This is a genomic window from Clostridium sp. D43t1_170807_H7, from assembly GCF_015555905.1.
Taxonomy (GTDB): Bacteria; Bacillota; Clostridia; order Clostridiales; family Clostridiaceae; genus Clostridium.
This window is the reverse complement of the sequence record NZ_JADNLK010000029.1, coordinates 1-20,816: the sequence shown is the minus strand read 5'-3', so window position 1 is coordinate 20,816 and position 20,816 is coordinate 1. Positions and strand designations below refer to the sequence as shown.

Annotated in this window: 21 protein-coding genes, 1 tRNA gene and 1 other RNA gene; 17 read left to right on the top strand and 6 right to left on the bottom strand. The window is 29.3% G+C overall.

The genetic code is table 11. The features are described 5' to 3' along the window. Positions 1-32 precede the first annotated feature (32 nt). The 6 genes from I2E98_RS13890 (at position 33) to ppcA (ending at position 5,228) form a co-directional block, all read left to right on the top strand. On the top strand, positions 33-1,277 hold the full coding sequence (locus I2E98_RS13890) for a hemolysin family protein (protein WP_195469488.1): 1,245 nt from the start codon (positions 33-35) through the stop codon (positions 1,275-1,277). A gap of 140 nt (positions 1,278-1,417) precedes the next feature. Continuing rightward, positions 1,418-1,855 carry a nucleoside deaminase gene (locus tag I2E98_RS13885; protein ID WP_195469487.1) on the top strand — a complete coding sequence of 146 codons (438 nt, stop codon included), beginning with the start codon at positions 1,418-1,420 and terminating at the stop codon, positions 1,853-1,855. Positions 1,856-1,884: 29 nt separating this feature from the next. Then, positions 1,885-2,655, top strand: a complete 771-nt coding sequence (gene lgt, locus I2E98_RS13880) for a prolipoprotein diacylglyceryl transferase (RefSeq protein ID WP_195469486.1) — start codon at positions 1,885-1,887, stop codon at positions 2,653-2,655. 185 nt (positions 2,656-2,840) lie between these two features. Next, a tRNA-Ser gene (locus tag I2E98_RS13875) sits at positions 2,841-2,930 on the top strand. 3 nt (positions 2,931-2,933) lie between these two features. Further along, positions 2,934-3,197: signal recognition particle sRNA large type (gene ffs, locus I2E98_RS13870), an RNA gene on the top strand. Positions 3,198-3,611: 414 nt separating this feature from the next. Beyond that, complete coding sequence (ppcA, locus tag I2E98_RS13865) at positions 3,612-5,228, top strand: phosphoenolpyruvate carboxylase (protein WP_195469485.1); 1,617 nt, start codon at positions 3,612-3,614, stop codon at positions 5,226-5,228. Between the two features lie 61 nt (positions 5,229-5,289). On the opposite strand, the gene I2E98_RS13860 is transcribed toward ppcA, so the two are convergent. Together I2E98_RS13860 and I2E98_RS13855 are read right to left on the bottom strand one after the other, a co-directional pair. Continuing rightward, on the bottom strand, positions 5,290-5,781 hold the full coding sequence (locus tag I2E98_RS13860) for a dihydrofolate reductase (RefSeq protein ID WP_195469484.1): 492 nt from the start codon (positions 5,779-5,781) through the stop codon (positions 5,290-5,292). After that, a complete protein-coding gene (locus I2E98_RS13855; protein WP_195469483.1) occupies positions 5,781-6,572 on the bottom strand; it encodes a thymidylate synthase in 792 nt (263 codons plus the stop codon). The genes I2E98_RS13860 and I2E98_RS13855 overlap by 1 nt, the downstream gene beginning before the upstream one ends. 394 nt (positions 6,573-6,966) lie before the next feature. On the opposite strand from I2E98_RS13855, the gene dnaX reads away from it, so the two are divergent. From dnaX to recR, 3 genes are all read left to right on the top strand, one after another. After that, a complete protein-coding gene (gene dnaX, locus I2E98_RS13850) occupies positions 6,967-8,595 on the top strand; it encodes a DNA polymerase III subunit gamma/tau (protein ID WP_195469482.1) in 1,629 nt (542 codons plus the stop codon). A gap of 87 nt (positions 8,596-8,682) precedes the next feature. Continuing rightward, on the top strand, positions 8,683-9,027 hold the full coding sequence (locus tag I2E98_RS13845) for a YbaB/EbfC family nucleoid-associated protein (RefSeq protein WP_195469481.1): 345 nt from the start codon (positions 8,683-8,685) through the stop codon (positions 9,025-9,027). A gap of 97 nt (positions 9,028-9,124) precedes the next feature. After that, entirely contained in the window at positions 9,125-9,721 is a 597-nt protein-coding gene (gene recR / locus I2E98_RS13840) for a recombination mediator RecR (protein ID WP_195469480.1), read from the top strand. Between the two features lie 136 nt (positions 9,722-9,857). On the opposite strand, the gene I2E98_RS13835 is transcribed toward recR, so the two are convergent. Continuing rightward, positions 9,858-10,706, bottom strand: a complete 849-nt coding sequence (locus I2E98_RS13835; RefSeq protein WP_195469479.1) for a DegV family protein — start codon at positions 10,704-10,706, stop codon at positions 9,858-9,860. 177 nt (positions 10,707-10,883) lie between these two features. Between I2E98_RS13835 and I2E98_RS13830 the strand changes: the two genes are divergently transcribed. The 6 genes from I2E98_RS13830 (at position 10,884) to serC (ending at position 15,634) form a co-directional block, all read left to right on the top strand. Beyond that, positions 10,884-11,153: a DUF2508 family protein gene (locus tag I2E98_RS13830; RefSeq protein WP_195469478.1), complete on the top strand. Its 270-nt coding sequence runs from the start codon at positions 10,884-10,886 to the stop codon at positions 11,151-11,153. 70 nt (positions 11,154-11,223) lie between these two features. After that, positions 11,224-11,472 (top strand): pro-sigmaK processing inhibitor BofA family protein, encoded by a 249-nt coding sequence (locus tag I2E98_RS13825; RefSeq protein ID WP_195469477.1) that lies wholly within the window; start codon positions 11,224-11,226, stop codon positions 11,470-11,472. Positions 11,473-11,906: 434 nt separating this feature from the next. Continuing rightward, the gene (locus I2E98_RS13820) at positions 11,907-12,095 is read left to right on the top strand and encodes a hypothetical protein (protein WP_133016308.1); all 189 of its coding nucleotides are present in this window, start codon (positions 11,907-11,909) and stop codon (positions 12,093-12,095) included. A 193-nt stretch (positions 12,096-12,288) separates the two neighbouring features. Further along, on the top strand, positions 12,289-13,212 hold the full coding sequence (locus I2E98_RS13815) for a D-2-hydroxyacid dehydrogenase (protein ID WP_195469476.1): 924 nt from the start codon (positions 12,289-12,291) through the stop codon (positions 13,210-13,212). Positions 13,213-13,237: 25 nt separating this feature from the next. Next, entirely contained in the window at positions 13,238-14,476 is a 1,239-nt protein-coding gene (locus tag I2E98_RS13810; RefSeq protein ID WP_195469475.1) for a DUF1015 family protein, read from the top strand. Positions 14,477-14,551: 75 nt separating this feature from the next. Then, the gene (serC, locus tag I2E98_RS13805; protein WP_195469474.1) at positions 14,552-15,634 is read left to right on the top strand and encodes a 3-phosphoserine/phosphohydroxythreonine transaminase; all 1,083 of its coding nucleotides are present in this window, start codon (positions 14,552-14,554) and stop codon (positions 15,632-15,634) included. Positions 15,635-15,942: 308 nt separating this feature from the next. On the opposite strand, the gene I2E98_RS13800 is transcribed toward serC, so the two are convergent. Continuing rightward, positions 15,943-16,635, bottom strand: coding sequence for a 5'-methylthioadenosine/adenosylhomocysteine nucleosidase (locus tag I2E98_RS13800; protein WP_195469473.1), 693 nt, complete (start codon positions 16,633-16,635; stop codon positions 15,943-15,945). 198 nt (positions 16,636-16,833) lie between these two features. On the opposite strand from I2E98_RS13800, the gene I2E98_RS13795 reads away from it, so the two are divergent. Further along, positions 16,834-17,550 (top strand): tRNA threonylcarbamoyladenosine dehydratase, encoded by a 717-nt coding sequence (locus tag I2E98_RS13795; RefSeq protein ID WP_195469472.1) that lies wholly within the window; start codon positions 16,834-16,836, stop codon positions 17,548-17,550. Positions 17,551-17,633: 83 nt separating this feature from the next. Here the strand turns inward: I2E98_RS13795 and I2E98_RS13790 are convergent, their stop codons facing one another. After that, positions 17,634-18,311, bottom strand: coding sequence for a DUF4230 domain-containing protein (locus I2E98_RS13790; RefSeq protein ID WP_195469471.1), 678 nt, complete (start codon positions 18,309-18,311; stop codon positions 17,634-17,636). 164 nt (positions 18,312-18,475) lie between these two features. Between I2E98_RS13790 and I2E98_RS13785 the strand changes: the two genes are divergently transcribed. Beyond that, the gene (locus I2E98_RS13785; protein WP_195469470.1) at positions 18,476-19,405 is read left to right on the top strand and encodes a GNAT family protein; all 930 of its coding nucleotides are present in this window, start codon (positions 18,476-18,478) and stop codon (positions 19,403-19,405) included. Between the two features lie 54 nt (positions 19,406-19,459). Here the strand turns inward: I2E98_RS13785 and I2E98_RS13780 are convergent, their stop codons facing one another. Beyond that, positions 19,460-19,990, bottom strand: a complete 531-nt coding sequence (locus tag I2E98_RS13780) for a PTS glucose transporter subunit IIA (protein ID WP_195469469.1) — start codon at positions 19,988-19,990, stop codon at positions 19,460-19,462. Between the last annotated feature and the right edge of the window lie 826 nt (positions 19,991-20,816).

The following is a 20,816-nucleotide window of genomic DNA, read 5'->3' as shown; positions in this document are numbered from 1 at the left end:
TATTTTATTAAATTACTAGGAGTGTGATTTTTTTGGAACCCAGTCAAGTGTGGCAGATAATAGTACTTATAATTTTACTAGTATTGTCTGGATTTTTTTCAATGTCAGAAACAGCACTTATGGCACTAAGCAAAATAAGAATAAGACATATGGTGGAAGATGGAGTAAAAGGAGCTAAATTAGTTGAAAAATTAACAGAAGACCCGAATAAGTTGTTAGGAGCCATATTAATAGGTAATAATATAGTTAATATATTAGCTTCATCACTAGCCACAACATTATTTGTTTCATCAGTTGGACCAAGTGGTGTTGGAATAGCAACAGGTGTAATGACTGTATTAGTGCTTATATTTGGAGAAATAACTCCAAAATCAATAGCAAAACAAAAATCAGAACAAGTATCATTAAGGGTAAGTAAGCCAATAAGCATAATAGTAAAATTATTTAAACCATTTATAGGTATATTTACTTTTATCTCAAGTGGTTTTATAAGATTATTAGGTGGAGATCCAAAGGCCAGCGAGCCATTTATAACAGAAGAAGAATTAAGAACAATGGTTGGTGTTAGTGAAGAAGAAGGAGTCCTTGAAGATGTGGAAAAAGAAATGATCTTCAATGTATTTGATTTTGCTGATTCACAAGCTAAGGATGTTATGGTACAAAGAGTTGATATTGTAGCAGTTGATTCTAATGCAACTTATGAAGAAGTTTTAGATGTTATAAAGACAGAGCAGTTTTCAAGAATTCCAGTATATAATCAAACTATAGATGATATAGTTGGAATATTATATGTTAAGGACTTAATTATAGCAGGACAAAATAAGAATGGATTTAAAGTAACTGACTATATGAGGGAACCTTATTATACATTTGAATTTAAGAAAATCAAAGAATTATTTAATGAAATGAAAAAGACAAGGAATCATATTAGTGTAGTTCTAGACGAATATGGTGGAACTGTTGGAATAGTGACTATAGAAGACCTAATTGAAGAGGTTTTTGGCGATATAGAAGATGAATATGATGATTACGAAAATGAAATAGAAGTAATTAAAGAAGATGAATATGTTGTCGATGGAAGTGCAAAACTAGATGACATAAGTGAATTAATTGGAGTAAATATGGAGTCGGAGGAATTTGATTCTGTTGGAGGATTAATAATAGGTGAATTAGGACGATTCCCAGAAAATAAAGAAGAGGTAAATTTAAATAATATTAGATTTGTAGTAGAAGAAGTAGATAAAAACAGAATAAAAAAAGTAAGAATTTACACATAAATTAATTTTTAATTATAAATATTATAAAAAAGTGGTGAGTGACAAATATAAGATAGAAAGTAGTTTGTCATTTGCCATTTTTAGTTTATATAAAAATTAAAAAGTTAAACATACATAATAGCTAAGGGAGGAGCTAAATAATGAATTATATGGAAATTGCTTTGGAGGAAGCAAAAAAGGCTTATTCTAAAGGTGAAGTTCCTATTGGGGCAGTTATAGTAAAGGATGGTGAGATAATAGCTAGGTCACATAACTTAAAAGAGACTTTAAAATCCGCAATAGCACATGCTGAAATTTTAGCCATTGAAGAGGCTAGTAAAAGAATTGGTGATTGGCGATTAAATGGAGCTGAAATGTACGTGACGTTAGAACCTTGTTCTATGTGTGCTTCTGCAATAGCACAGTCTAGAATATCTAAGCTACATATAGGAACATTTAATAAAGATATGGGAGCTTGTGGAACCATATTAAATATCTTGGACTATGATATTTTTAATTCCTATGTAACTATAAATTGGTGTTATAATAAAGAGTGTAGCGAATTAATAAGTAAATTCTTTCATGAGAGAAGAAAATAAAGTTAAATCAAAAGGGGAGAAGGTAGGAAATGAATCCAGTAGCATTTGAAATTTTTGGAATGCCAATAAGATGGTATGGAATTATTATTGCAAGCGGAGTTTTAGTAGCATTTTTTGTATCATATCTACTTGCAAAGAAAAAAGGCTTAGATTTTGATATTATTACAGATGGATTCTTATGGAGTTTTCCATTTGCAATAATTGGTGCTAGGTTATATTACGTTGCTTTTGAATATAAGAATTATCATTCATTTATGGATGTAATAAATATAAGAAATGGTGGTATGGCAATACATGGTGGACTTATTGGAGGATTATTAGTTGCATATATATTTACTAGAGTAAAGAAGATAAATTTCTTTGAATATATTGATGTAATAATTCCTGGAGTTATATTAGCTCAAGCAATAGGTAGGTGGGGGAACTTTATGAATCAAGAAGCCCATGGAGGACCTGTTTCAGAAGATTTTATAAGTAAATTCCCGCATTTTATACAACAAGGTATGCTTATAAATGGAACTTATTATCATCCAACATTCTTATATGAATCTATATGGAATCTAATTGTTTTTGCAATATTAATATTTATTCTTTATAAAAAGAAAAAGCAACATGGAATTGTTTTAGGTAGTTATATGGTTCTTTATTCATTAGGAAGATTTTTTATCGAAGGATTAAGAACTGATAGCTTAATGTTCTTTGGATTAAGAACAGCACAAATAATTAGTTTAATTGGTATAGTTATTGGAGCTATAATAATATTTATAGCCAATAGAAATAGTAAGAAAAAACTTATATAATGTCTGAAAATAAAGTGGAGTAGCTTTTAAAAACGGCATCTCCACTTTATTCATTTATGGAAAAATTATAAAGAAAATCTTTTTATTGAACTACAATAATATTTATGTTAAAATGAGAAAGTATCAATACTAGGTACAAAATAAAAATAAATTATTTTTTTAATTTGTTTTTTATTTTACGGTATGGAGAGATGTCCGAGTGGTTGAAGGAGCACGCCTGGAACGCGTGTATAGGGGAAACTCTATCGTGGGTTCAAATCCCACTTTCTCCGCCATAGCCGTGCTAGATGGGGAGTTAGCGGTGCCCTGTAACCTGCAATCCGCTACAGCAGGATTTAATTCCTCACCTAGGCTTTAATCTGTTTGGTCTGCCCTATGCAAGTGATGTTGAGGGTCGGGTCCCACGCGACGTAAGACTGTGAACCTCGTCAGGTCCGGAAGGAAGCAGCGATAAGCAGCCCCTGCGTGTGACGTGGATCAATCTTGCCTGAGTTAACTACATAGGTAACGCTTATAGATTACTGTCGAAGTGAGGTGCACGGTTTTAAATTATCCTTTCTTTTAGAAAGAAAGGCTTTTTTAATGTTTATAATGATTTTGATTTAAATTATACTGATGATTAAAAATAGAGTAAATCTAATTATCATCATAAAATTTTATTAATTACGGTTACTCTTCAATAGGATTAACAATATAGGACAAAAAACAATAGGACAGAAAAATAGGGAAATTTCGCTAGAAATATCCCTATTTTTCTGTCCTTTTTTAGATATAAATTAATAAAAAAGTAGTTTTGAATTATATGTAATAATACGGATTTACCAGTAATAAGTCGGACTAATGCAAGTTAAAAGCTTAAAAAATTGCATTTTATATAGAAAAGTATTGTAAAATCATATTAAAATGAAATATAATAAAAATATAAAATGCAAAAAAAGTTAAGGGGGCTATTTAAAATGAGAAAATTTCCAACTTCAATGATGACACAACATCCTGATAATGTAGAAAAATACATATCAATTCAACAAGAGCCGGCAGAAGCTATAGAAGGGTTAACACCTCAAGATAAAGGTGGACTTGGAATAGATGAAATAATGATAGATTTTGAGGGAAAATTAACTCCATATCATCAAACATCTCAAGTTGCATTAGGGTTAATTGGTAATGATGTGATTCCAGGAAAGGATGTTAGAATAACACCTAGAATACCAAATGCAAATAAGGAATCTGTATTTAGACAATTAATGAGTATAATGTCTATAGTAGAAACAAATGCACAAGCATATCAGCTAACTGGTGTACAAGCTATTAGAGAGGTTGTAGTTCCAATGGTTGAAACGGGACAAGAAATTTCGGAGTTCCAGGATAGAGTTAATTCTGTTATAGAATTAGGCAATAAGAATTATCCAGTAAAATTTGAAGAAAATAGTGTGAGAATAATTCCATTAGTAGAGGATGTTCCAGCATTAGTTAACGTTGATAAGATATTAGATGAATTTTATCATATATCAGAAGAAAAGGGCCATAACATAGATTATTTAAGATTTATGATAGCACGTTCTGATACAGCTATGTCTTATGGATTAATATCAGGAGTACTTTCTGTTGTTATGGCTGTAGATAAGGCTTATAAATGGGGTAAAGAACATGGGGTAGAGGTAGCTCCAATATTAGGATGTGGGTCTCTTCCATTTAGAGGTCATTTTACAGGTAGAAATATAGATAAAATATTACAAACATATGCTGGAGTAAAGACATTTACTTTCCAATCAGCCTTAAGATATGATCATGGTGAAGAGGAGACTAAACAAGCTGCTAGAGAGCTTAAAGAGAAGGTTGATATGTATGAGCCTAGAAACTTCTCAGAAGAGGATATAGCATTAATGAAGGAGTTTATAGGAATATTATCTAAGCATTATTTAACTACGTTCTTAAAAGTAATAAATACTGTTTCATTTGTATCTGACTTTATTCCAAAGAATAGAGATAGATTAACTAAGGCTAAAACAGGATTAGAGTATAATAGAGAAGTTGCTAATCTTGATAATATAGCAAACTTAGTAAGTGATGAAGAGTTAAAGAAAGAGATATTAAGTATAGATAATTCTGTTGAATATGCTGTACCAAGAGCAATATCATTTACTGGAGCAATGTATACATTAGGTATGCCACCAGAGCTTTTAGGTATGGGTAGAGGGCTTAAGGAAATAAAAGATAAGTTCGGACAAGAAGGAATAGATAAATTATTAGAATTCTATCCTATGTTAAGAGAAGACTTAGGATTCGCAGCTAGATTTGCAAATGCTGGAGTTAGTAAGAGAATAATTGATGAAACTGCAAGACAAGAATATAAAGAAGATATGAAGTATGTTAATGAAATATTAGATTTAGGATTAGACTATGAGTTTATGAATGATAATGAGTTCTATCATACTTTATTAAAGACTACAAGACCAATAATAATGCATTTAATAGGGTTAGAGACTGATATAATTCAAAGTAAGACTGAAGAGTTAAAGATTCTAAATGAGTGGATTATTAGAATGGGTAAAGTTAGAGGAAGTATTGGATAAAATTAAGAGTTTAATAGGAAAAAGTCGGCAAAGCCGACTTTTTTGTTTTTTAGTAAATATACTATTTTCTTACTAGATCAATGAATTGATATTTTAATCCGTTTTTTTCACAAGTAAATATTTCTGATTCAAAATCCACAGCAAACTCTTTAAAATCTACTTGTGGAAAACTTGTATCTCCATCAAAAGATTTAAAAACTTTTGTTAAAAACAATTTATCCACAATGTGGATAAGTTGTGTGTAAATTTCGCCTCCACCTATAATAAATGCGGTTTCATGTGAGTTTTTATATTTGTTGATAACTTCAGACAAACTGTGGATAACTTCTACATTTTCATTATCCACAGTATAGTTTTTATCTCTTGTGATTATAACATGTTTTCTATTAGGTAAAACACCAGGTAAAGATTCGAAAGTTTTTCTACCCATTACAATTGTATTGCCTGAAGTAATTTCTTTAAATCTCTTTAGGTCTTCTGGGATATGCCATAAAAGCTTATTATCTCCACCTATAATATTATTTTCTGCTACAGCCACTATAATAGAAAGCATTAAACGGATACCTCCATTTTTATTGCTGGATGATATTTATAATCTATAAGTTTAATATCATCTGCTGTAAAGTCGTAGAAGTTAGTTATTTCAGGATTAATCCAAAGCTTAGGAGCTTCATACTCATCATTAGCTCTAGTTAATTGAAGTTTCATTCCTTCTACTTGGTTTTCATATATATGTGCGTTATTAATTACATGAGTAAATAAACCAGGTTTAAGACCTGTTACTTGTGCAATTAAGTGAACTAACACTGCATATTGCGATGTATTAAATGGTACACCTAGTGGTATATCTCCGCTACGTTGTACAAGCATACAATTTAATCTACCATCGGTAACATCCCACATAGTCATGAAACAACATGGTTGAAGGGTCATATGGGGTAGATCCTCTATATTCCACATAGTCATAAGCATTCTTCTATCTTGAGGATTTGTTTTTAAGGTCTCAATAAGCTTATCAATTTGGTGGAACTTAGCTATTTGATAGCCATATCCCCTACCAATAGTATTATTTTCATCAACCCATTCATCCCAAATGTGAACATTTTGTTCTTGTAACTTAGTTACGTCATTAGATTGATCCCTATAAATCCATAGCATTTCTTTTACAGCAGTTTTAAATGCTACAAATTTAGTTGTTAGAATAGGAAATTCCTTTTCTAAATTAAATTGCATTACTTGATGAGGCAACTTATATGTTGGCATACCAGTTCTATTGTTATCATAGTAGCCGTTGTTTAAAATGTCTTCTACTATACTTAAGTATTTTTTGTCATATAGACTCATCTCAACACCTCCTAAAATGTATATTATCTATTTTACTACAAAATTCTTATATAAAAAATCATATTAAATCTAAAATGATAGAAAAATAGCGAAAATAGTTAAAAAAATAACAATTAAATGTAAAATAAATACAACAAAATGTTAAAAAAATAACAATAAAAAGGAGGTGAATATACCGAATAGAAATGAAAAGAAAAATACTTCAAGAAGAATGTATAAAAAATGAATAAATATACGAACTGGGAAATTTAGCGTTTATTCATGTTAGTATATGAAGTTTCTTATAAATAATACATATGGAGTTTAAAGTAATAAAAGGGGAAAAATCTTTAACTATTAATAGAATTTGGGTATAATAAAAAATAAACAACTACGCAAAAGAGAGGTGAGTATAGTGGCATATACGGCTTTATATAGAGAATGGAGACCAAGGACATTTAATGATGTTGTAGGTCAAGAACATATTACAACAACCCTAAAAAATCAAATTTTAAATAATAGAATTGCTCATGCGTATCTTTTTTGTGGAACTAGAGGAACAGGAAAAACTTCTACAGCAAAAGTATTTGCAAAAGCACTTAATTGTCTTGATTTAAAAGATGGAGAACCATGTAATGAGTGTGAAATGTGTAGAAAGATAAATGAAGGTTTAGCTATAGACGTTACAGAACTAGATGCAGCTTCAAATAATGGTGTGGATAAGATTAGAGATATAATTGATGATGTTAAATATCCACCACAAGAAGCAAGATATAAAGTTTATATAATGGATGAAGTTCATATGTTATCGGCGGGTGCAGTTAATGCCTTTTTAAAAACATTAGAAGAACCACCGAATAATGTAATATTTATTTTAGCAACAACAGATCCACAGAAGTTACCTATTACTATTCTTTCAAGATGTCAAAGGTTTGATTTCAAAAGAATAAATAATGGTGAAATAACAGCAAGGCTTAGAAAAATAGTAAACGATCAAAATGTTTTAGCAGATGAAAGAAGTTTAAACTTAATTGCTAGAGTTTCAGATGGAGCAATGAGAGACTCATTAAGTATATTAGATCAGGCTATTTCTATGGGAAATGGAAATGTTGATTATAATACTGTAGTTAGTATGTTAGGTTTAGTTACTAATGAGCACTTATTTAATTTAGTTAATGCAATAATTCAAAGAAGTGTAGAGAAAAGTATCGAAATTATAGAAGATGTAATATATTCAGGAAAGGATATATATTTATTTATAAAGGATTTAATCGCTCATTATAGAAATTTACTTATGGTTAAGGTAACTAATAATCCTGAAGAAGTATTAGATATGTCAGAAGAAAATATTGCTTTAATTAAAGAGCAAGGTGCACGTTTAAGAGCAGAGGAAATAATGAGATGCATAAGAATACTTCAAGAGGCAGAAAATAATGCTAAGTTAAGTAAACAAGCAAGATTATATTGCGAATTAGCTGTTATTAAAATGTGTAAGATAGAGTATGATACTTCAAATGAAGTAATGCTAACTAGGTTAAATAAGCTAGAGGAAAGTTTAAGAAATGGTAGTATTAAAGTTGCTACTGCATCAAAAGAAGTTGCACAAATGAGTAATAGTAAATCAGTTAATGCTATGCCTAGTAATAAAGTAGTTAAGGGGCAATATAGTAATGAAGGAAATATTGGAGGAAATCCAGATTCTAAAATTACTATAAATGATGTTAAAAAATCTTGGAAGGATATAATAGAGAGATTTAAAGCTAGAAGAGAAATGATAATAAGTTCTCTAATTATGATAGGAAAACCAGTAGATTGTTCTAATGGAGTAATTACTGTGGAGTTTGATAGTCAAAATGAGTTTGCTAAGAATAGATTAAGTGAAGCTAAAAATAGAGATGTTATAAATGATGTTTTCTTTGAAATATTTAGAGAAAAGGTTAAAGTTAATTTTGTAGTTCAATCTGATGATAATAGAGGAAAAAGTACAGAGGATATTTTAAGAGACACATTAGGTGATGATTTAATTGATTTTATAGATGAATAATAGCATATGGATACTTTATTCTAGTAAATATTAAAAAAATACTATATAATAAAAAATAGATTTTAGTTATTTAAAGGAGGATATTTTATGGCAAGAGGTGGATTCCCAGGAGGTTTCGGGGGAGGAAATATAAATAACTTAATGAAGCAAGCTCAAAAGCTTCAAAGGGATATGGAACAAGCACAAAAAGAGCTTGAAAGTAAGGAATTTGAAGCATCAGTTGGTGGTGGTGCTGTTTTAGTTAAGGTTAACGGAAAGAAAGAAGTTTTAGCTATAAATATAAAAGAAGAAGTAGTAGATCCAGATGATGTTGAAATGTTAGAAGATTTAGTGTTAAGCGCAGTTAATGAAGCACTAAAGAAAGCTGATGAAGAAACTTCAAATAAGATGGGTAAATTAACTGGTGGTTTAAACATACCAGGAATGTTTTAGGACATAGGGGCTGTTTTTTTAAACAGTCCTTCATTTTTGAAAAAATACTGTAAAGTAATACTTTTTTAGTAAGAAAATAATAGAAAGTGGTGTAATTATGGATTTTTATCCAGTGGCTATAGAAAAATTAATTGAAGAATTTGCAAAATTGCCAAGCATTGGTCAAAAGACAGCACAAAGACTTACATTGCATATTTTAAATTTGCCTGAAGAAGAAGTTAAAGAATTTGCTACTGCATTGGTAAATGCTAGGGGAACTATAAAGTATTGTTCTGTATGTGGGAACTTTACTGATAAAGATCCTTGTGCAATATGTGGAAATCCAAATAGAGATAAGAATGTTATCTGTGTTGTAGAACAACCTAAAGATATTATGACAATGGAAAAAGTTAAAGAATTTAATGGGGTATATCATGTTTTACATGGAAATCTTTCTCCAATGCAAGGTAGAGGCCCTCAAGATATTAAAATAAGAGAGCTTGTTGCAAGAATGAGTGCAGATATTAAGGAAGTTATAATTGCAACTAATCCAAATGTTGAAGGGGAAGCAACAGCCATGTATATATCAAGAATACTTAAGCCATTAGAGGTTAAAGTTACAAGAATAGCATCTGGTTTACCTGTTGGTGGTGATTTGGAGTATGCTGATGAAGTAACACTTTCAAAAGCTCTTGAGGGTAGAAAAGAAATTTAAAAAATTAATTTATAAAGTAGAATTAAGAGTTGCCCTTGGCAGCATTAAGAAGTTAAGACTTCTAATGTTACCATAGGCAACTCTTAGCCTTTTTTAATAAAAGAAGTGTAGTTCAAAAAAACTTAACTTCTTAATTTTAATAATGATATGCAACACCAATACTTCCAGGTCCTACATGTAATCCTATAATAGGGCCTATTGATTGAATTTTTACATTATCTAATCCTAAGCTACTCTTAAGTCTATCAGCAAGTTCTTGCCCTTCAGACTCACAATTTATATGGTGAACGATAAGTCCTTTTATTGGTGTCTTTGAATTTTGTTCCAAAATAGTATTAACTATTTTATCAATAGCCTTTTTCTTTGTTCTTACCTTAGTAAATACAGTAGTCTTGCCATCTTCAACTGTAAGTATAGGCTTTATTTGAAGTAATGAACCAAATAAAGCTGAAGCACCACCAATTCTACCACCTTTTTTTAAGTATTCTAAAGTTTCAGGTACGAATATAAAGTTACTATTTTCTATAACATTTTTTGCAATACTTACTACTTCATCTAAAGATTTATTTTCATTTGCTGCTTTAGCTGCTTCTAATACAGCAAAACCAGCTTGCATGCAATTACTTCTAGAATCTATCATTACTATTTTTGCATCCGGATAATTTTCAAGAATCATATTTTTTACTAAGTTTGATGTTGAAAATGTACCACTCATATCTGAAGATAAGAATATTCCTACAACATCATGGCCATCTTTTACTAGAGACTCTACTGTACTATATAATTCTTCAATACTAGGTTGTGATGAAGTTGGAATTGTTGGAGATTTAGCCATTTCATTATAAAACCAATCATTTGATAAATCTGTTTCTCTATAACTGTTACCATTAAGCAAAACGTTTAAAGAAGCTATAGAAATTTTATATTTATCTATGTATTCTTGGGGTAAGTAGCAAGTGCTATCTGCTATTATTTTTATACTCAAAAAGAAACACCTCCGATTAAATTTAACATTATTTAAGGTATTATATCAAACAATTGAAATTAAGTACAGAAAATATATGTTAATAATTTCAAACTATGAATATATATAGAAATATATTTTGAATAAGATTCTATTAATATGGAAAGTATCTAGATAAGTACTTTTAGGAGGTAGAATATGAATATAAAAAATGTATTAAGTCTAATTTTAGTAAAATATGATAATGACGATAGAGTTAGCGATAAGGTACTAGAAGAAATACAGGCATCCATTAGAGAAATGGAAGCTGCAGAATCTATGTTTAATAGTGTAGATGACCCAAAATTAATAGAGGCTGCTATTTATAGAGAAGAAGCTGCAAAAAAGAAGTTTGATTATTTATTATCTGTAGCTAAAGAACAATATTCAAGGCAAAAAATAGAATCAAATGAAGAAATGGAAATATAATGAATATTGCTATATAATATAAAATAATATAGTATTGTATTATTTTATATTATATAGGGGGGTTATAAAGTTGAGTGTTGAAATGATTATTTATGCTCTAGTTGGATTAGCACTTTTATTTTTAATTATAAAATTGTTAAAGTGGCCTATAAAAATATTAATAAATGGAATAGTAGGAGTTGTGTTATTATATGTAGCAAATTACATAGGCGAATACTTTAATTTTTATATAACTATTAATCCTATAACTGCTCTTATTGCAGGTTTTTTAGGTATTCCAGGAGTCATATTTTTAGTAATCTTTCAATTATTTTTTTAATTTGAATTTATAATTTTAGATTTGGGAATATATTTAAAGAAAAAATATTTCGATAAATTCTGAGGTGTAAATCATAACATAGCTTCACAACTATTAAATTTAAAATTTGAAATTTTACTTAAAGAGATAGGGAATCTTCATGAAGAATGAAGATTCCCTAAATTTATATAGACGGGAGTTAGAAGATTTTCTTAATTGCCATAAGCGAAAAGCTTCTGCATACTATATAGTATTTAAAATAACAAAAAATGTTACAAATTTTAGAAATAAATTAGGGTGTAAACACTACATCCGTTTACACCCTTTATATATAAATGATACACTAATATAATTAATGTATCGTCTATACTATTAATATAACCATTTGAAATATAAATATGTATTCAAATTAATACTAAATAAGTTTATAATTTTACTTATAGGAGGAAGAGATTATGCCAGCAGGAAACGGAGTTAATTGTAAGTACTGTCCAGAATTCGAGAAGAAAAGATGTAATGGAGATGACAAGGGATGCTTATGTTATAAATGTCCAAGACATTTAGGGCAATGCAAGTGTGTTAAATATTGTAGAGAAACAGAATCAATTTTAATTTTTGATGAGGATTATAACGAGGGCTATTAAATAGTCCTCTATTTTTTTTGTGAAATATTATAATTATTATGTTAATCAAATTAGTAAAAATTCACAAAAAACATATTAATTTATAAAAAAATTTATAAAATATCTCAAGGTGATAGTTGTATAAAATGTAAAATAGTAGTAAAATATCAAAAAGCAATAAATAAAAACTATAATAATTAATGGGGGTTGGAAAATGGTAAGAGTATTGACTAATGACGGTTTGCAAAAAGGGGCTATTAATAAGCTAACATCATTAGGATTTGAAGTAGTTAACAATCATTATGATAAAGATGAATTAGGAGTTACTTTAAAAGATTTTGATATTTTAGTTATTAGATCTGCAACAAAAGTTACTGCAGATATTTTAGATCAAGCACAAGGAGGAAGGCTTAAACTTATAATAAGGGCAGGAGTTGGAATTGATAATATAGATGTTCCTTATGCTACACAAAAAGGTGTAGTCGTGAAAAATACTCCTAATGCAAGTTCTGAATCAGTCGCAGAATTAGCAATTGGGCATATGTTTGCATTAGCAAGATTTATAGCTATCTCAAATTGTACTATGAGAGAGGGACAATGGAATAAGAAAAAATATGAAGGTATAGAGCTTGGAGGAAAAACATTAGGAATTGTAGGTATGGGAAGAATAGGTAAGGCTTTAGCTAAAAAAGCAGAAGCATTAGGTATGAGAGTTGTATACAATGACATGTTTGGCAAGCAAGATGAATTATCATATGAATTTTTAGAGTTAGATGAACTTTTAAGGACTTCAGACTTTATATCTTTGCATGTTCCTTATGATAAAGAAAAAGGATCTTTAATAGGAAAAGATCAATTTGATATTATGAAGGATGGAGTTTATTTAATTAATTGCGCTAGAGGGAAGGTTGTTGAAGAAGCCGCTTTATTGGAAGCTTTAGATAGTGGAAAAGTTGCTGGTGCAGGAATAGATGTTTTTGAAGAAGAACCTACTAAAAATGAAGCATTAGTAAATCATCCTAAAGTAAGTGTAACTCCTCACATTGGAGCTGCTACGAAAGAGGCTCAAGAGAGAATAGGAGAAGAAGTGGTTACTACTATATCTGATTTTGTAGCTAATAATTTAGTAACTATATAATTTTACAGTTATAGGAGGAAGAGCGATGGCAATAATAAAAGCATTTAAAGCACTTAGACCTACGCAAGATTTAGCATCAAAGATAGCAGCATTACCTTATGATGTAATGAATAGTGAAGAAGCTCGTGAAATGGTTAAAGATAATGAGTACTCATTTTTGCATGTAGATAGAGCAGAAATTAACTTACCTAAAGAGACTAATATATATGATAAAGTTGTATATGAAAAAGCAAGGGATGTATTAGATAAGATGATCGACGATGGATTATATGTTCAAGAGGAAAAACCTTGTATGTATATATATAGACAAACTATGAAGGGAAAAAGTCAAACTGGATTAGTTATCTGCGCATCAATAGATGATTATATTAATAATAAAATAAAGAAGCATGAACATACTAGAAAAGATAAAGAGCTTGATAGAATAAACCATGTTGATTATTGTGATGCAAATACAGGTCCAATATTTTTAACATATAGAAATCAAGACGAAATATCTAGAATAATGGATAAGTGGACACGAAATAGACCATTATATGATTTTATATCTGAAGATGGAAATGGACATACTGTATGGATAATTAACAATGATAGTGATATAGAAAGATTAACTACACTTTTTGAAAAAGTAGATAGCTTATATATAGCTGATGGACATCATAGAGCAAAATCAGCTGTAGAAGTTGGTTTAAAGCGTAGAAAAGAAAATCCAGGTTATACAGGAGAAGAAGAGTTTAATTATTTCTTAGCTATAGCTTATCCTGATAATCAATTAGAGGTTTTGGATTATAATAGAACAGTTAAGGATTTAAATGGATTAAGTGAAGAGGAATTTTTAAATGCTATAGGAAAGGACTTTAAGGTTAAGATTTCTGAAAATCCTGTTAAGCCAATGAGAAGACATACTTTTGGTATGTATATGGATAATACTTGGTATGAACTTGAAGCAAAAGATGGAACTTTTAATGAGGAAGATCCAATGGATAGATTAGATGTATCAATTCTTCAGAATAATTTACTCTCTCCAATACTAGGAGTTGATGATCCCACTAAGTCTGATAGAATTGAATTTATTGGTGGTATAAGGGGAATTAAGGAGTTAGAAAAAAGGGCTAATAAAGATATGAAAGTAAGCTTTTCAATGTTTGCTACAACAACAGATGATATTATGAGTATTGCAGATGGTGGAATGATAATGCCACCTAAATCTACATGGTTTGAACCAAAACCTAGAAGTGGATTATTTATTCATAAGCTTAGTTAATTGTAGCTATTAATGGGCAATAAGCAAAAATAATAAATTAACTAATATAATAAAAAATTGGGGGGGGGCATTTATATGTCAAGAGTATATAATTTTGCAGCTGGACCAGCTGTATTACCAGAAGAGGTGTTGAAAGAAGCAGCATCAGAAATGTTAGATTATAAAGGTACAGGTATGTCAGTAATGGAAATGAGTCATCGTTCTAAAGCCTTTGAAGAGATAATTCAAGAGGCTGAACAAGATTTAAGAGAATTAATGAACATTCCTGATAATTATAAGGTGCTATTTCTTCAAGGAGGCGCATCAACACAATTTGCAATGGTTCCAATGAATCTAATGAGGAACAGAGTTGCAGATTATATTATAACAGGACAATGGGCTAAAAAAGCAGCAGCGGAAGCAAAAAGATATGGAAAAGTAAATGAGTTGGCATCATCAGCAGATAAAACTTTTTCTTATATTCCTGATGTAAGTAAGATTAAAGTAAGTGATGATGCAGATTATGTATATATATGTCATAACAATACAATTTACGGAACTACTTATCATAAGTTACCTGATACTAAAGGCAAGATTTTAGTAGCTGATATGTCATCAGACATATTATCTGAACCTATTGATGTTACTAAGTATGGATTAATATTTGCTGGAGTTCAAAAAAATATTGGACCAGCTGGTACAGTAGTGGTAATAATTCGTGAAGATTTAATTACTGAAGATGTACTTGAAGGTACTCCAACAATGCTTCAATATAAGATACATGCAGACAATAAGTCTTTATATAATACACCACCAGCATATGGTATATATATTTGTGGTAAAGTATTTAAACACCTTAAAAAGCTTGGTGGATTAGAAGCTATGAAAAAGAGAAATGAAGAAAAGGCTAAGATTCTTTATGATTATCTTGATTCAAGTGAACTATTTAAGGGTACAGTTGTAAAGGAAGATCGTTCTTTAATGAATGTGCCATTTATAACAGGTGATAAAGAATTAGATGCTAAGTTTGTTAAAGAGGCCAAAGAAGCTGGAATTGAGAATATCAAAGGTCATAGAACTGTTGGTGGAATGAGAGCTAGTATTTATAATGCCATGCCAATAGAGGGTGTTAAATATTTAGTTGAATTTATGAAGATGTTTGAAGCTGAAAATATCTAAAAGTAAAAAGTTAACTATACTATCAAAATAATTTGTAGCACAAGTCGTTAACTATAAAGGAGAGCGTTATAAGCAGATACATGGAGAAAGAAAAAATGAAATATTAATTTTCCGGGAACTGTGAAATTTTCACCTAGAATTTATATCTTTGTTCCATTGAACTTGCTAAAGTTGTAAAAGCCGCTTACGCTTCAATACAACTTCTTTACGCAAGTTCAATTCCACAAAGATTAAATTCTACGACTCAATTTCAATGTTCCCTCCAAATTAATATTTCATTTTTTGTCCCCATGTGGTGCTAAATATTATTAAAGTTTTTCTAGCATTGTCTTTAATATAAATGTTGAGTTTTTAACTCCAATTGGAGTGAATTTTTCAAAGTCCATATGAGCTCCGTTGTTAGCATTATCAGATATAGATCTAACAACAACAAAAGGAATATTGTTTAAATAACAAACATGAGCTATGCTAGCACCTTCCATTTCACAAGCTAATGCACCAAATTCTTTTTCAAGCCATTGAATTTTATCAAGTGAAGCTACGAACATATCTCCTGATACTATTCTTCCAGAGAATGTTTTAAAGTCAGAAGCTTCAGCGCATGCCGCTTTAGCTGTTTCAACTAATTTTTCATCACATTTAAAATCAAAAGTATCCATTCTTGGAATTTGCCCCATTGGATCACCAAAAGCAGTTGTATCCATGTCATATTGAACTAAGTTTTCTGCTATTACTACGTCACCAGGATAAATATCTTTACCTATACCGCCAGCAACTCCAACGTTTATTACTGATGATACGTTATATTCAGAAGCAAGTATTTGAGTACATACGGCAGCATTAACTTTACCTATACCACATACAACAGCAACAACATCATGACCCCATAGTTTTCCCTTATGGAATTTCATTTTTGCTTTTTCTTCAACTGTTTCTAATTTCATGTCTTTTAAAAGAATCTCTAACTCTTCAGACATAGCACCTATTATTCCTAAAATCATTTTAAATCCTCCATATAAGTATATAATTTATATAAATTTACTTAAAATATATTATATACTGACATTCAATTAATTAATAGCAAATTTGTTAGTAAAATTCAAAACAAAGAAAACCGATAGAATTACTTGTATTAATTTGACCTGAAATATATAATAGTCTCAATGGTAAAATAAATATGGACGAAGGAGAATAAACATATGGCATTAAATGAATTTTGCAGAACTGAATTACTTATAGGTGAAGATGGAATAGAGAAATTACATAATTCTAAAGTAATAGTTTTTGGTATTGGAGGAGTAGGAAGCTTTGTAGTTGAAGCTTTAACAAGAGCAGGGGTTGGAAATTTAATTTTAGTGGATAATGATACTATTTGTATATCTAACTTAAACAGACAAATACATGCAACACAAGCTACAGTAGGAAATGTTAAAGTTGAAGCAATGAAGGCAAGAGTATTATCTATAAATCCTAATTGTAATGTTGAAGCAAAGAAAGAGTTTATTACTGCGGATAATATACAAGAAATAATTCCAGAAGATATAGATTATGTTGTAGATGCTATAGATACAGTAACATCAAAGTTAGCATTAGCAGAATATTGTTATAAAAATGATATTAAATTAATTGCATCTATGGGAACTGGAAATAAAATTGATCCTACTCAGTTTAGAGTAACAGATGTATTTAAAACTAAGGTTTGTCCTCTAGCTAAAGTTATGAGAGCTGAGTTAAGAAAAAGAGGAGTTAAAAAGTTAAAGGTTGTATATTCAGAAGAAATACCAATGGTACCTAATAAGGGAAGAGCTGTTCCGTCTCAAAAAAGACAAACTCCTGGAAGTATATCATTTGTTCCACCAGTAGCAGGAATGATAATAGGTGGAGAAGTAATTAAAGATTTAACAGGATTAAATTAATATAATTGAATAAAAGTTTTAAGGGTAAGAATTTACTATTCTATAATATTAAAATAGTAGTGTTCTTACCCTTAAAAACTATATTAATCAACTTTAACTGTTACATTATAGTCTTCTCCTGTTAAATTAAGTAGAAGTTCTTTTAATGAGTTTTCTGTATTTAAAATGGCCTGTTCGTAAAAGTCAGCATTATTCATTTTTTCTGTAAATAAATAATTTAGATTTTTATATATTGAGCTTAATTCTTCTGATGATAGTTTCAAATCTCCAAATCTCAAGAAGCCAACTTCTGTATCAGAATATATAGTCTTATTTTCATCTATATCTATACTAAATATATCTATTTGAGGAATTGTTATGGACACTTCTTTAGTTGCAGTATTTATTTCAAAATTAGAGTTAGATAAAGTAGAAAAATCTATAGCATAGGAGCAGTTTGCAAAAAAGGTTATTTTCTTAGATTTTTTAAATATATCTAAGTTAAAGTAAGTATTATCTATTGTTAATGTTTCTGATAGTTCAACTTCTAAAGGAATTAATTTATTTACATTTTTTATTTCGTTTATTAGAGTATCATCAGATAAAATTGAGGAGGATTCAACTTTATATGTGTGAAAGTAAGGGAATAGCTTTTGAAATTTGCTAGGAAATTTGAAAAATAAAATTAATAGAAATAAAGCAAATAAAATAAATAAATAAAATAATAATTTATGAACTTTAAATTTAGAGTTTTTCTTATATAAAAAAATAGTAATCCCCACCTTGAAGTATTTATATATTGAATTCACATAAATCAAATATATTAAAAAATATATAAGGATATTCCTTTAAGTAATATTTTTACTTTTAAAGTAAAGTTGGTTGAGTTTTATATTAGTTTATTTGTATAATAAAAATAATTGAAATTGTTTTTAGGAGAGTTAGTATGGATAATCAAAAGGAAGTAAATATAGAACTTATTAAGGGTACTTTAGATGATTATATAGTTAAGGATAAAGATAAGATTGTAATAGGAAGATTTACTATAACGGAATTAGATAAGGAAAATAAAAAGTGTAATTTAAAATTAAAGTTTTATAGAGAAGATAACTATGACTTATTAAAGCTTACATTAGAAGCTATTCTTAAGGCTGTATTTAAAGATAAAAATACATTTAAGGCCAATATAGTAGTTACTGAGAATATAAATTTAAAGCCATTTTTAGATATTGGTTTTACATTAGAAGCTATTTTTACTGATAATATATTTACAAAAGGTAATTTCTATGATGAATTAAGTTTTGGAATAAATAGAAATGAATATTTGAATACAGGAAGAAATAATATTGTAGAGATAAAAGGGAAAAATATTTCAATTAGAAATTTTACGCCTGATGATGCACAGGAACTTTTAGAGTATTATTTAAGAAATAAGGAGCATTTACGTGAATTTGAGCCAGTACGAGATGCTAGTTTTTTCACTTATGAAACACAAAAAGGAATTTTGTTAGAAAGTTATAGACAGCTTATGACAGGATCAGGAAGTGATTTAGGTATATATATAGGTGATAAACTTATAGGTAAAGCTAAAATTTCTAATATAGTTTATGGAGTATTTAAAAATGGGATACTGGGATATTCTATAGATAAAGAATATGAAGGAAGAGGGTATATGAAAGAAACTATAAAATTAGTTTTAGAGTATGCTAAAGAGTATTTAGATTTGCATAGAATAGAAGCTTCCGTTTTAACAACTAATGAAAGGTCTAAAGGAGTTTTATTAGCCTGTGGGTTTGAAGAGGTTGGTGTTAATAAAAAGTATTTATATATAAATGGCAAATGGAGCGATCATATCACTTTTTATAAAATACTTTAATATTAAATAAGAAAAAATAGCTAAGGAATAAATCCCTAGCTATTTTTCTATTTATTAAACTTCATAGTTAACAACTATTTCTTTACCTGCTACAACAGAACCTGTTTCTACTGCAGTTATTGATTTAGCAGCATCAACATTTGTTATTAAAACTGGAGTTGCAAGAGATAAACCTTTTCCTAATATGAAATCTCTATCAATCTTAATGATAGGAGTACCAGCTTTAACTTTTGTACCAGCTTCCACTAATTGCTCGAATCCTTCTCCGTTTAAGCTTACTGTATCAACACCAATATGAACTAATAATTCTAATCCATTTTCTAATGTCATTGCAAATGCATGTTTAGTTTTGAATACTAATGATAATTCACCATCAGCAGGTGCAACAACAGTATCTCCTTTAACCATTATAGCAGCACCGTCTCCAGCCATTTTTCCAGCGAAAACTGGATCTGGAACTTCAGATAAAGGCATTAAGTCACCTGTAGCAACTGCAACTAATGCATTTTTTGGGCTTTCTACAGTATTTAATTCTACATTGTTTGATTCTGATTTACCGAATAATTTTTTTAAAAAATTAGCCATGATACTTCCTGATAATTCAGGATTCACATCCTTTCTGAAATAAGTTTACACAATTTTTAATATAGGTAATAAAATAAAAAGGCATAAGTATATCTTTCCTAATTAAAGACTAACTTATGCCTGATTTAACAGTAACACGTTTCACATAAAATTATATATATTAGGAATTAGTATGTCAATAAAAATAACAAATAAAAAATCAAATGAGAACGTTAATTTTGATAGAGATTTTATACTAATCAGTTACTTTAGCTATTTATCATACTGCTAAAGATAATAAAAAGAAAGTTGTAGCTAGTTTATTGTAAAATTAATGTATGCTTTCTTTAATAAACAAGTTAACTTATCCAGGTGTATCAATAGTAGGAAAAGTGAGAATAATAAAGAAAAATAGAGTAAATAGGTATTAAATGTAGAATATAATAGAAAATATTTAAGGGGGATATAGACAATATGATATTATAGGTCTTGTCCAAACGGACAGCCGATAAGTCGAAAGACAACAAGTTAAGTAAGTTAACAAAAACAAAAAAATGTTGAAAAAAGATGTTGACAGAAAAATAGTTCGGTGATAAGATAAGGAAGTCGCTTCGGTGCGACAGAGTAAATGGTCTTTGAAAATTGAACAGAATATAGTTAAAGTAAACCAGCAATTCTTTTGAGATAAGTAAGAATCTAAATTTTAATTTAGTAATTCGAACTTACAAAATGAATGAAAATTCATTTTGAACTTTTTGAAATCTCAAAGTAATTTGAGCAAATGATTAAACTTTTTAGTGAGAGTTTGATCCTGGCTCAGGACGAACGCTGGCGGCGTGCCTAACAC